Here is a 12,077-nt window from a genome sequence, read left to right on the forward strand (position 1 = left end):
GCTGTCATGCCCCGGCTTGACCGGGGCATCCCGTACGCCGCGACTTCTCGACTCATTCACAGCGGCCTCTGGAATACTGGATCGCCCGCCTTCGCGGGCGATGACACTTGAGATGGCGGCATCTATCGCCCGCCTCTCCACATCATAGGAAGTAACCATGGCCTCCATCCACAACGACATTCCCCTTCCCGCCTCCGCGCACGACGTCTGGGATGCCGTGCGCGATTTCGGCGCGCTGCCGCAGCGGCTGGCGCCGGGCTTCGTCACGGCCTGCACACTCGACGGCGATGCGCGCATCGTCACTTTCGCCAATGGCTCGGTGGCGCGCGAGGTGCTGGTTGATTGCGACGATGCGCGGCAGCGGCTGGTCTACGCCATCAACAATGAGCGGCTGAAGCACTACAGCGCCTCGGTGCAGGTGATCGCCGAGGGCGAGACGAGGTGCCGCCTTGTCTGGATCATCGACATGCTGCCGAACGAGCTTGCATCTTACGTTCAGGGACAGACCAAGGACGCCGTCATCGCTATCCAAAAGGCGTTTCCGCCTGCCGCGGCCTGATCGCCCTCTGTGAGTTTTCTCACAGAGCCTGCCCTCGCCGCCCGCAATCATGGCCGCGTGCGTCCGGTTGGCTCCGCTCTCCCGGCGGCGCCACGCACGCGAGGAGCAGGCCATGAGAGGTGCGGACAAGGTGATCTGCCAGGCGGCCGCCGTGCTGCTGTTGCTTTCGATTTCGAGCGCGCCGGCAAAGGCGCAGTTTCTCGGCGGCGGAGGTGCCGGCGGCGAGGACATGATGACCCAGATGGCGCCGATGCTGGAGATGATGAAGGCGAAGATGGGCAAGCGCCGCTTCGCCATGATGATGCAGACCATGGGCCCGATGATGAGCCGCATGATGGAGAACGGCGGCGGTCTCGGTGGTCTCAGCGGCGGCACTCTCGGCGGCGGTTTCGGTGCGCCGAACTACGGCGGCTACACGCCGATGGGCGGCGGCACCATGCCGGCCGGGCTCAGTGGCATCGGCGGCGGCGACGTCATGGGCATGCTCGGCGGCTCAGGTAGCGGCGACATGATGGCGATGATCCCGCAACTGATGCGACTCGCCAATGTCGGCGGAGGCGGCGGTCATCGCCGCCACAAGCACCGCTAGAGCATGATCCGGAAAAGTGCGAAGCGGCTTTCCGGAAAGATCATGCGCAAACAACAACCTAAAGCGCGATGACGATTCATCCAAATCTCATCGCGCTTTAGAGCGCGCTGCCGGCAATCGCAGCAACGAAGCAACCACCCTTCGGGGGGCTCGAAGGATGGTTGCACCGAAGCAAGCGCATGATGCGCCGTCGAAATCAGATTCGGTCGTCGATGAGGACGCCTGATATCGACGGGTCGCTTGCCTTCGCCTGGTCGCTCGATTGCGTCCCGCTGTAGGTCGGATCCGTGAGCGAGTCCTTCAGCGACTGAAGAAATTGTTCAAGCAGATCCGTCGCCGAAGTGCCGCTCGACGAACTGTCGGTGGCGGTCGCCGAAGCAGATCCGCTTGCACTCGTCGTATCGCTTGATCCCGTCGTGCTGGAAGAGGTCGAATCCGAGAACAGGCTCTTCAGCGAATCGAGGAATTGCTGAAGCAGATCCACCACCGAATTGCCGCTGGACGAACTGTCCGCGCCGTTGGTGGGGGGAGGCCCGCCGGGCGGCGGTCCACCTGCTCCACCCGGACCGCCGGCCCCGCCCGGTCCCTGGGAGAACGCCGACTTGAAGATGCCTTGCAGCTCGGTGGCCTGCTGGTCGGTCAGCTTGCCCGCCGAAACCTCCTGCTGGATGAGATCATCGATCTTCGACTTGAATGCGTCGGTCGACGATCCGCTGCCGCTGGACTGATCGCTCGCACTGCTTGATTGCAAGGCGGTGTCGATATCGCCGAGCGCGGACGACAGCGCCGACTGATCGGACGAACTGACCGCGCCGGAGCTGACTTCCGCTTGCAGCTCATCCTGCAGTCGCTGCAACGGCGATGCCTGGCGGTGATGGTGGGTGGAGAGCGCCGAAATCGAGGTCATGGGTGGCTTTCCGTGCTTTGGGAGAACTCACCGTGACGTTGTCGCCGAGAGCTGGCGCGGAGCCTTCGGCAGGGTGCAGGCCCGGTTGCCGGATATTGCCAAGGAACGAATAGAAATATTCGGAAACAAAAATCCGGCAAGCGCGCCCTAGTCTGCTGCAGCCGAAAGAGCCGGCCTGATCGCGGCCTTGCCCTCGCGCGGTCCCCAGCGCGTCAGCACCACGCTGGAGAATGACAGCAGGCCGAGCACGACCATCGAGCTCGCGGCCAGCCAGAAGAAGCTCTGCGCGGTGGCGTCATGCGTCGACAGCCACCAGCCGGTGGCCGAGATGTAGACCAGCCGCGCGGTCTGCGCCAGCACCGGGCCGATCACCTTGGCGGCACCCTGCGACGAGAAGTACATCGTCGTTGCAAGGCCGAAGAAGGCGTAGAACGGTCCGACCGTCGAGAGATATTGATGGCTCGCCGCGCGCACGGTCGCGCTGTCGGTGAAGATGTTGACCCAGAGATCGGGGAAGAGCGCAACGAGGCATGCCGGCGCGCCGACTGCCACGAAGGCAGCAGCACTGGCGATCCAGGCGATGCGCCGAGCCCGCGCGATGCGGCCCCCGCCGATCGCCATCCCGACCATCGGCACGCAGGCAATGCCGAACGAGAACGCGATCGAGGTCAGCAAAAATTCCAGCCGCGCGCCGATGCCGTAGCCGGCGAGGATCGCCGTGCCGAACTTCGCCAGCATGTGGGTGAAGATCGAGATCGTCAGCACCGATTGCAGCGGCGAGAAGCAGGCGATGGCACCGACTTTGAGGATATCGAAGAACATCGCCCATTGGATGCGCAGGCCGTGCAGCTTCGGTGCGATCCGCGCGCGGCCCGAGAACAGGTACCAGCCCATGATGCAGATGTTCATGGTGTAGGCGATCAGCGCGCCGGCCGCGACGCCGCGCATTCCGAGCTGCGGCACCGGGCCGAGCCCAAGCCCGAGCGTGCCGCCGAGCACGATCTGCCAGGCCGCGGAGTTGAGGATGAGGAACGACGGCAGCTTCATGTTGCCAGTGCCGCGCAAGACGCCGGCCATGGTGTTGAGCAGCCAGGGCAGCACGGCGCCGCCGAAAAACACCTGCGTGTAGGCGATCGCGTGCGTCAGCACATCGCCGCGGCCGCCGAGCATTTCGAGCACCCTGGGCCCGAAGATCAGCATGCCCAGCATGAAGACGAGGCCGAAGCTGATGCCGATCAGTATCGCATGCATGGCGAGCGTGCCGGCACGCTCGCGGTCGCCGGCACCGAGCGCGCGTGCGATGGCGGACGCCACCGCGCCGCCCATGGCGCCGCCGGACATGGTCATGGTCAGGATCACTGTCGGAAACACCAGCGCCATCGCGGCCAGTGCCTCGACGCCGAGCCGGCCGATATAGGAGGTCTCCGCGATCACCGTACAGGTCCCGGCCGACAGCGCGATCACGTTCGGCCAGGCGAGGGAGAGCAGCGTGCGCAGGATCGGTCCGTCGGTCAGCGCGCTCCTCACCGGCCGTGAAGGCGGCGGCAGCGGGCGCTCTTGTTCATCAACCGGGATTTCGGCGATGTCGGACATGTCCTCTCCGGACGCAGGCGCCATTTTGCGGCGCCGCAATGAGTAGGTGTGTCAATAAATTTGTTCGCGCGCAGGGCGCGGCGAGGGCTTGTTAGCACGACAATTGCCGATTCCTCCTGCGTCGGATGCAGGCGTGCCCTGCGGCAGCGCATTTCAGAGGCGAAGTTACCCGACCGTCCAGACCAGCGGCCGACGCCCTCCGGCCGGCGGCAGCAGATGCACGCCGATGTGCCGCCCGCATCCCGCCGCGAGGCCCTCGAACAGACCCTCCAGCACCTTGGCGCAGGCGCGATGATCATCGGCGACGTCGTCCATCAGCTTCCAGCCCTGCTGGCGGATTTCGAATGTGCCCTCCGACTGCGCGGTGTCGGCGGCATCGTCCTGCGCGGCGAACAGCGCGTTCAGGAACGATGCGAACGCGCTCGCGCCGCCGCGGGTCATCGACAGCGCGGCCGCGACCTCGTCGAAATACTGCATCCCGATCAGCTTGCCGGTGAGATGGAGGAGATAGCCGGCGTCTTCCGGACCGAACAATTGAACCATCACCGGCGCGGCGGTGCGGACATATTCCATGGCGTAGTTGCGATAGGCTTTTTCCAGTCGCGGTTTTGGCCAGCTCGCGACGGGCAGAGCCGGCGCGGCCTTCGCGTCGAACAACGGCGCTTCCAGATGCCGCGCGAACACCAGGCGCTGGTCGAGCTCGAGCGGATGGTCGTACTGATGATAATAGCCTTCGAGCCCGTCCTGGCCGTCGACGCTCTGCTTGGTGCAGACGAAGCCCAGGCGGAGATCGCCAAGCGCGACGCCGTTGTTGGCGTGCCATCCCCGCAGCATCGCACGGGAGACCTCGCCCGGCACGCCGCAGATCGCGGTGCCCTTCCAGATCCAGCGTGGCGGCGGATAGCGGATCCAGGCCTTGGTGTCGCTCTCATACATGTACTCGACGTGCACGCCGCCGATCCAGTTGGAGAGGTAGTGATATTGCGCAGCGGCCACCGCCGGCGGCAGATGGCTGAGGCCGAGCTTTTGCAAGCCAGGCAGGAAGCGCTCCTGCTGCTGGCGACGGAACACGCGGAAGACGAACTCAGCGGCATCCGCCGTGCCACGCCGGGTGACGACGGTGAGGATGAGACCGGTGAAATAGGCGTGATAGAGATCGGCAACCGCGCGCCAGCGCTTCCACTGGGCTTCCTGCGCGGCATCTGCTGCAGCGGCCATGTTCACTCCCGATCGTTGTTTCGATCGAGTGTGTCACCGCACCGGATGACAGGCAACAAGACGCTCATGCAGGGCTCCCTGCATGACGGCCTGTCAATTCCGCATCACGAAGTTTGTGCAGCCCTGGCCGCGCGCTCGCGCTCGATCCGTTCGGTCACATCGCGCGCCATCGCCACGGATCCCTGCACAGCACCGTCGGCGTCCCGCACCAACGCGAAGGTCATCTCGATGTAGAGCTTGCGCCCGCTCTTGTGCAGCGCGCGGGTCAATGTCGGCTTGCCTGCAAGCTTCATCGTCCCGCTTGCGAGCGCGGCCTCAAAACCCTTCCAGTGCGCGTCACGGAGATGCTCGGGAACGATCAGGTCGAGGTTCTGGCCGAGCGCTTCGTCCGCGGAAAAGCCGAACAGCGTGCTCGATGCGCGATTCCAGCGCATGATCGTGCCGGAGCGGTCCGAATAGATCATCGCGTCCGCGGCGTCGTTGAGGATTCTTGCGTCGAGTTCCGATGGATTGGTCATGTCATCACCTCGCAAGCAGCTGAAGCGCGATCGGCATCCTGCCACACATTCGGTGTCATCGCCCGACTTGATCGGGCGGCCAAGCATTCCGAGGCGACAATGATCAAATCGAGGGGCTACGGCGTACTGGATACCCCGCCTTCGCGGGGTATGACGGCGGAGGGTACGACGAGCACTACACCCGGAAATGCTTGCTCAGCTTCAGGCCCTGCGCCTGGTAGTTCGAGCCGATGCGCTGGCCATACATGGCGTCGGGGCGCGCCAGCATCTTCTCGTAGACGAGGCGGCCGACGATCTGGCCGTGCTCGAGGATGAAGGGGACTTCGCGCGAGCGCACTTCCAGGACCGCGCGCGATCCTAGCCCGCCCGCACCGGCATAGCCGAAGCCGGGATCGAAGAAGCCGGCATAGTGCACGCGGAACTCGCCGACCAGGGGATCGAACGGCACCATCTCCGCGGCGTAATCGGGCGGCACCTGCACCGCCTCTTTCGACGCCAGGATGTAGAACTCGCCGGGATCGAGGATCAGGCTGCCGTCGGGACGGGCCGAGATCGGCTCCCAGAATTCCTCGACGGAATAGCCGGAGCGACGATCGACGTCGACGACGCCGGTGTGCCGCTTGGCGCGGTAGCCGACGAAGCCGTTTGCCTTCTCGCCTGAGAGATCGACGGAGACGGCGACGCCGCCCGAGAGATCGGCATCGTCGATGTCGACGAGGCGCTCGGCCGCATGCAAGCCGTCGAGCTCGTCGGCATTGAGGATGGCGTCACCGGTGCGGAAGCGCACCTGGCTGAGGCGCGAGCCTTCGCGCACCAGCACCGGAAAGGTTTTCGGGCTGATCTCGGCATAGAGCGGACCGTGATAGCCGGCGCCGATCATGTCGAAGCGACGGGTGCCGTCGGCGATCACGCGGGTGAAGACGTCGAGGCGACCGGTCGAGCTCTTGGGGTTTGCGGCCGCGACGATCTCCGGCGGCAGAGCCAGGCTTTCCAGCAGCGGCACGATGTAGACGCAGTTGGTCTCCAGCACCGCGCCGTCGGCAAGGCTGAATTCGTGCAGCTTCAATTCGTCGATGCGCTCGGCGACGGTGGCGCCGGGGCCGGGCAGGAAGCTGGCGCGGACACGATAGGCGATGTCGCCGAGGCGCAGATCGAGGCTCGCCGGCTGGATCTGGCTTTCGACGAAGTCGTAGGCGGGCAGGATGAGCCCCGCCTCCGCCATCGCCGCGATCATGCGGTCGGGCAGGATACCATTGGCGTCGGCAGCGACCGTGAACGTCAACCGGGGGTCCTCATCAGGGGGTCAAGTACATCCGGACACGCGGAAAATACGAGGCTTTTACGGCTATCCGATGGACGTCTTGACGGAAAGGGCATTGCGGAATATGAGCATGACTTATCCCGTGGTGATTTGAGCCGGCCGGCTTGCAGCCACGTTAAATAAGTCGCTAAACAGGCCGGGGACCTCTGTGATCCCGGCCCGTGGTTTTATCCAGGCCGGTTTTTTTGTGACCGTTTTCGCATCAACGGTCATGTCGGAGGGTCCTATGTCGAAGTCGCCTGTTTACCGTCCCGAAACCCGCCTGGTCCATTCCGGCACCCTGCGCTCGCAATATGGCGAGACGTCGGAGGCGCTGTTCCTGACCCAGGGCTACGTCTACAACAGCGCCGAGGAGTGCGAGGCGCGGTTCAAGGGCGAGGACCCCGGCTTCATCTATTCGCGCTACTCCAACCCCACCATCGCGATGTTCGAGCGCCGCATGATCGAGCTCGAAGGCGCCGAAGCCGCCCGCTCGGCCGCGACCGGCATGGCCGCGGTGACCACCGCGATCCTGGCACCGCTCAAGACCGGCGATCACGTTGTCGCTTCCCGCGCCCTGTTCGGCTCGTGCCTCTACGTCATCCAGGACCTTTTGCCGCGCTACGGCATCGAGACCACGCTGGTCGACGGTGCCAATCTCGATGAATGGCAGCGTGCACTTCGGCCGAACACCAAGACCTTCTTCCTGGAGAGCCCGACCAACCCGACGCTCGACGTGCTCGACATTCCCGGCATTGCCGAGATCGCACACAAGGGCGGCGCGCGGCTCGTCGTGGACAACGTGTTCGCGACGCCGATCTGGCAGAGCCCGCTCGCGCTCGGCGCCGACGTCGTGGTCTATTCCGCAACCAAGCACATCGACGGCCAGGGCCGGTGTCTGGGCGGCATCATCCTGTCGTCGGAAGCCTTCATCGCCGAGCACATCCACAATTTCATGCGCCAGACCGGCCCGTCGATCTCGCCGTTCAACGCCTGGGTCCTGCTCAAGGGCCTGGAGACGCTGGGCGTGCGCGTGCGCGCGCAGACCGATACCGCGGCGCGCGTTGCGGACGTGCTGGCGAGCCATCCGAAAATTTCGCGGCTGGTTTTCCCGGGCCGCGCCGATCATCCGCAGGCAGCGCTCGTGAAGAAGCAGATGCGCGGCGGCTCGACGCTGGTCGGCTTCGAGGTCAAGGGCGGCAAGGCGGCGGCGTTCCGCGTGCTCAACGAGCTCAAGCTTGCGAAGATCTCGAACAATCTCGGCGACGCCAAGAGCCTCGTCACCCACCCGGCGACCACGACGCATCAGCGCCTGAAGCCGGAAGACCGCGCCGCACTCGGCATCAGCGAAGGCTTCATCCGCTTCTCCGCGGGGCTCGAGCATGCGGACGATCTGATCGAAGATCTGACGGCGGCACTGGAGAAGGCGTGAGGCCGGCACGTAGGGTGGGTTAGCGAAGCGTAACCCACCACTTGCTTCCGCGAGGATGGACCGTGGTGGGTTACGGCCTCGCCTAACCCACCCTACGGCAGCTGGAGAAGGCGAGAGCGAGCCCACCATTCACGATCACGCTGACGATAGATCGTGGGCACGGCGCGCGAAGAGCGCGCCTTTGCCCACCCTACGGAAGCGGTGTTACATCGGCCGATACGTCCGCACGTCCGCCGGCACGTTGACGCCGAGTTTGATCTGGCCGACAGAGCGGATGATGTCGTCGCCGAGCAGCTGGGCGAAGCAGGCGTAGCCCCAATCGTTCATGTGCAGGCCGTCGGCAATGACGAAGCTCTCGACCGGGATCGCCTGCGTCTCGTGCCAGTCGCGCATCACCTCGAAGCGCGGGAAGATACCGACGTGACGCAGCTCGGCGACCTTGCCGAGCAGCTTCACCATCTTGCCGGCGCTCTCGGCGCGCTGGTTGACGGCCGGCGAATATTGCGGATCGACCAGCACGATGTCGGCGCCGCCGGCGGCCTGGATGCGGGTGATGCCGTCCTCGACCAGTTTTGCAGTGTCGCCGGGATCGAGATTGCGCAGCACGGCGTTGGTGCCGACCTGCCAGATCACGAGATCCGGATGCACGTCGATCACCTCCTTCTGGAGGCGCTTCATCATCTCGGGCGCATCCTCGCCACCGACGCCGGCATTGACGACGGTGATGTCGGCAGTCGGGTATTGCCGGCGCAGCTGCGCGGCGAGGCGATTGGGATAGTTGAACTCCGGCGAGCTTGCGCCGAACCCGGCGGTCGACGACGAGCCGAACGCGACGATCAGGACGGGCTGGCCGGCCACGAGCTTGCTTGCGACATGCGGCAGCGTGCCCATCGCCTTTGCGCCGCCCTTCGACGGCAGGCAGGGGACGCGGTTGAAGATGTCACCGGCGGATTTCGCGACCTGCTTCACCTTGTCGATGGCGCGCGCCGTGATGCCGCGCTGCTCGGGGGACGTCGCGGCGACAGTGGTCTGGGAGGGCGAGGCGGACGCGGGATTAGCCGGCTGCTGCGGGACGGGCGTCGCCTGCGCGGCTTGCGCCTGCGCCCGGGACTGCGAGGCCGGCGTCAGCAACAGCAGCGCTGCTGCTGCGGCCGCAGCCAGCCATGCCGTCAGGCAAAAAGGGCGGAGAGAACTCATTAACGCTAGACCTCAATTTTGCTGCTGGGCCGGCTCCAGATGGGCTGCGTCAATCACGAACTGTGCCAACGCCCGGCCAAGGCAATCATGAACCTGTTTTGCCAGTTCAGGCCCGCGGGACGGGCTGAACAGGTCGAACTGCCCCTGATCATTCCACTGCCGCATGATCGCGAAACGGTCGAACAGCGGGACGTCATGCTCCTGCGCCACCACCCGCATATTGTCGAGGTATGGCGGCACCGAGATCATGGTTTCGGTACGCGGGCTGTACTGCAGATTCATCAAGACGACGTCAGCCCCTGCCTTTTGCAACGCAGCAACTCCTCCGGTCACCGCGCCGCGAAAATCGTCGGGATCGATGGCTCGGATAGCATCCACAGTCCCGGTCTGCCAGATGACCAAAGTAGGCGTTTTTGCTTCCATCAGCTTAACGAAGCTGGCGGCCGCCTCTTCGGCCGTCTTCTTGCTCTGTAGTTCTACGGAGACGTGCACGGTTTCCGACGGCGGCAGCTTGTCCTTCAGGATGGCCTGCATGCGCGCCGGATAGGAGCTGTCCTCGGAGGCCGGAATCGTGGTCGAACGGCTTCCGATGACCAGGATTTCGAGCGGTTTGCCGGCTTTGACGGCATCGGCGACCTTGGGAAGCTGGCTTTCGCTGGTGAGCAGGTAGGACGGCAATTCGCACGCGGCCGGCGTTGCGGAAACGGCAGGCGCAGCATCGCCCCCGCGCGCCACTGGGGCGGCGAGGTTACCGCATAGCAGGATCAGGCTCAGGAGAACCTTCGCCTTCATCAGCCCCCTCCCGCCATATCGGCGTTGCCGACGGCGTTTTTGGTTTTCGCACCGCTCTTGTCAGCCACGCGCTTGTACCACGAAATCACCCAGGCCACGCCCCACATGATCAGGATTCCGGAGAGACTAATCAGCGCATGCATGACTGCGCCGCCGGAGACCTCGGCCAGAATGAAATGGCCGGCGAAGGCGAGGAAGACGCCGAGACAGAAGATCTCGAGGGAATGCGAGCCGCACAGGATCAGCGGCCGCAGCCAGGGCGATTTCAGGCCCGGCCAGTCCCGCGGCAGGAAGCGCACGGTGAGCGCGGCGAGCGCCAGGAAATGCGTGAAGCGCAGCACGTCGAGATCGGTCTTGTCGATCGGATACATCCATTGTTCGAGCCGCTTCGGCATCAGATGGGACAGCTGCGGCACGTACCAGGTCAGCGTCACGTAGAACGCCGCGACGATATAGGCGATCGAGATCCACATCGTTACCGGCGATGCTAAAATGCGCGACATGCGCCGTGCACCTCCGAGCGCACACCATGCACCGAAGACGAAAAGCAATTGCCAGGCCAGCGGATTGAACGCCCAGAAGCCGTTCGGATAGGCGGAGAAGTAGAGGTCGTATTCCCAGGTCACCGCATAGAGCACGACCGAGAGGCCGAGCGTGAAATCGGGCTTCCACTTCATCGAATACAGGATCAGCGGCAGCGCCAGCATCAGCACGATGTAGAGCGGCAGCACGTCCATGTTGACGGGGCGGAAACGCAGCAGCAGCGCCTGCACGATGGTGACGTCGGGCTGCTTGAGGAAATCCATGATGCCCATCTCTTCGGTGTAGAGCGGGTTCTCGAAGCTGGTCGCGACATAGGAGATTTCGGCGAGGAAGATCGTGAACAGGAAGACGTGGGCGACGTAGATCTGCCAGACCCGGCGCAGGATCCGCGCGGTAGCAATGACGAAGCCGCTCTCCAGCATCGCCCGGCCGTAGACGAAGGCGGCGGTGTAGCCGGAGATGAAGATGAAGATCTCGGTGGCGTCGCTGAAGCCGTAATTGCGGATCGTGAACCAGGTCAGGAGGCTCGCCGGCAGATGGTCGATGAAGATCAGCCACAGCGCAAGGCCGCGGAAGAGATCGAGCCGGAGCTCGCGCTCGCCGATCGCGGGCAGCGAGATGGCCGGCGCGGCAGCGCGCGGGGTCGCAGTTCCCGCAATCGTCGATCCCGTCACTTGGTCGGCAATGGTCATCGGGGCCCAAAAACCCTTCCGCAAATCGCGACGTTCAATGGAGTGTACCGGTCCGGCCGTCGTCTCGCAAAGCGGCCGGATCACATAAGGGTGTTTCCCTCAGGGGTGTACTTCCCCGCGAATTCTGGCGGGACGATGTCGCCCAAGCCGCCTTGCGGCGTTTGGTTCCGGAGCCGGTTTTCGTTATGATGGCAGCCATGTACCGCGCCGTGACCCGCCAGATCGAAGTGACCGTCGAGCCGAACTTTGTTCCGGAGCAGTCGTCGGCCGACCGCTCCCGCTATTTCTGGTCGTACACCATCGTCATCACCAACTCCGGCGACGAGACCGTGCAGCTCAAGACGCGGCACTGGATCATCACCGACGCCACCGGCCGGCAGCAGGAGGTCAAGGGCGAGGGCGTGGTCGGCGAGCAGCCGACACTGGCCCCCGGCGAGCGCTTCGAATACACCTCCGGCGTCCCGCTCACGACCGCCTCGGGCTTCATGACCGGCCGCTACCAGATGGTGACCGAAAGCGGCGAACGCTTCGAGATCGACGTGCCGACGTTCTCGCTGGACAGCCCGGACAACAAGCGGGTGTTGAACTAGGGGCGGGTGGCGCACACACCCTCCTCCTCGTCATATGTGGACGGCCCCTATTGGCAAGCGCTTTTTGAAGTATCGAACGAGTTGGTCTGCTTCGGTCATATGTCCGGCCTGTTGGTGCGGGGTTTATGACCGCTGGCCCTGATGAAA

At 64.5% G+C, this 12,077-nt stretch carries 12 protein-coding genes and 1 riboswitch; of the genes, 4 read left to right on the forward strand and 8 right to left on the reverse strand.

Annotated elements, in window-relative coordinates:
* The first annotated feature begins 157 nt into the window (after positions 1-157).
* Complete coding sequence (locus RAD15_RS26890; RefSeq protein ID WP_458181218.1) at positions 158-559, forward strand: SRPBCC family protein; 402 nt, start codon at positions 158-160, stop codon at positions 557-559.
* A 112-nt stretch (positions 560-671) separates the two neighbouring features.
* The gene (locus tag RAD15_RS26895; protein WP_458181219.1) at positions 672-1,148 is read left to right on the forward strand and encodes a hypothetical protein; all 477 of its coding nucleotides are present in this window, start codon (positions 672-674) and stop codon (positions 1,146-1,148) included.
* A 196-nt stretch (positions 1,149-1,344) separates the two neighbouring features.
* Here the strand turns inward: RAD15_RS26895 and RAD15_RS26900 are convergent, their stop codons facing one another.
* The 5 genes from RAD15_RS26900 to RAD15_RS26920 form a co-directional block, all read right to left on the reverse strand.
* Positions 1,345-2,055, reverse strand: coding sequence for a hypothetical protein (locus tag RAD15_RS26900; RefSeq protein ID WP_458181220.1), 711 nt, complete (start codon positions 2,053-2,055; stop codon positions 1,345-1,347).
* 147 nt (positions 2,056-2,202) lie between these two features.
* Complete coding sequence (locus RAD15_RS26905) at positions 2,203-3,648, reverse strand: MATE family efflux transporter (protein ID WP_458181221.1); 1,446 nt, start codon at positions 3,646-3,648, stop codon at positions 2,203-2,205.
* Between the two features lie 165 nt (positions 3,649-3,813).
* On the reverse strand, positions 3,814-4,866 hold the full coding sequence (locus RAD15_RS26910) for a hypothetical protein (RefSeq protein WP_458181222.1): 1,053 nt from the start codon (positions 4,864-4,866) through the stop codon (positions 3,814-3,816).
* Between the two features lie 104 nt (positions 4,867-4,970).
* Positions 4,971-5,384 carry a PAS domain-containing protein gene (locus tag RAD15_RS26915; protein WP_458181223.1) on the reverse strand — a complete coding sequence of 138 codons (414 nt, stop codon included), beginning with the start codon at positions 5,382-5,384 and terminating at the stop codon, positions 4,971-4,973.
* 175 nt (positions 5,385-5,559) lie between these two features.
* Positions 5,560-6,666 carry a 2'-deoxycytidine 5'-triphosphate deaminase gene (locus RAD15_RS26920; protein WP_458181224.1) on the reverse strand — a complete coding sequence of 369 codons (1,107 nt, stop codon included), beginning with the start codon at positions 6,664-6,666 and terminating at the stop codon, positions 5,560-5,562.
* Between the two features lie 111 nt (positions 6,667-6,777).
* Positions 6,778-6,857: riboswitch (SAM riboswitch) on the forward strand.
* A gap of 74 nt (positions 6,858-6,931) precedes the next feature.
* Here RAD15_RS26920 and RAD15_RS26925 point away from each other — a divergent pair.
* Positions 6,932-8,116 carry an O-succinylhomoserine sulfhydrylase gene (locus tag RAD15_RS26925; RefSeq protein WP_458181225.1) on the forward strand — a complete coding sequence of 395 codons (1,185 nt, stop codon included), beginning with the start codon at positions 6,932-6,934 and terminating at the stop codon, positions 8,114-8,116.
* 204 nt (positions 8,117-8,320) lie between these two features.
* On the opposite strand, the gene RAD15_RS26930 is transcribed toward RAD15_RS26925, so the two are convergent.
* From RAD15_RS26930 to RAD15_RS26940, 3 genes are read right to left on the reverse strand one after another with little or no spacing between them, the layout of a single operon-like run.
* The gene (locus tag RAD15_RS26930; RefSeq protein ID WP_458181226.1) at positions 8,321-9,313 is read right to left on the reverse strand and encodes an SGNH/GDSL hydrolase family protein; all 993 of its coding nucleotides are present in this window, start codon (positions 9,311-9,313) and stop codon (positions 8,321-8,323) included.
* Positions 9,314-9,325: 12 nt separating this feature from the next.
* Positions 9,326-10,105 (reverse strand): SGNH/GDSL hydrolase family protein, encoded by a 780-nt coding sequence (locus RAD15_RS26935; RefSeq protein WP_458181227.1) that lies wholly within the window; start codon positions 10,103-10,105, stop codon positions 9,326-9,328.
* A complete protein-coding gene (locus RAD15_RS26940; RefSeq protein ID WP_458181228.1) occupies positions 10,105-11,340 on the reverse strand; it encodes an OpgC domain-containing protein in 1,236 nt (411 codons plus the stop codon). Before RAD15_RS26940 ends, RAD15_RS26935 begins: the two co-directional genes overlap by 1 nt.
* A 197-nt stretch (positions 11,341-11,537) precedes the next feature.
* Here RAD15_RS26940 and apaG point away from each other — a divergent pair, with 197 nt between their 5' ends.
* On the forward strand, positions 11,538-11,930 hold the full coding sequence (gene apaG / locus RAD15_RS26945; protein WP_458181237.1) for a Co2+/Mg2+ efflux protein ApaG: 393 nt from the start codon (positions 11,538-11,540) through the stop codon (positions 11,928-11,930).
* The last annotated feature ends 147 nt before the right edge of the window (positions 11,931-12,077 follow it).

The organism is Bradyrhizobium sp. 14AA (assembly GCF_054185205.1).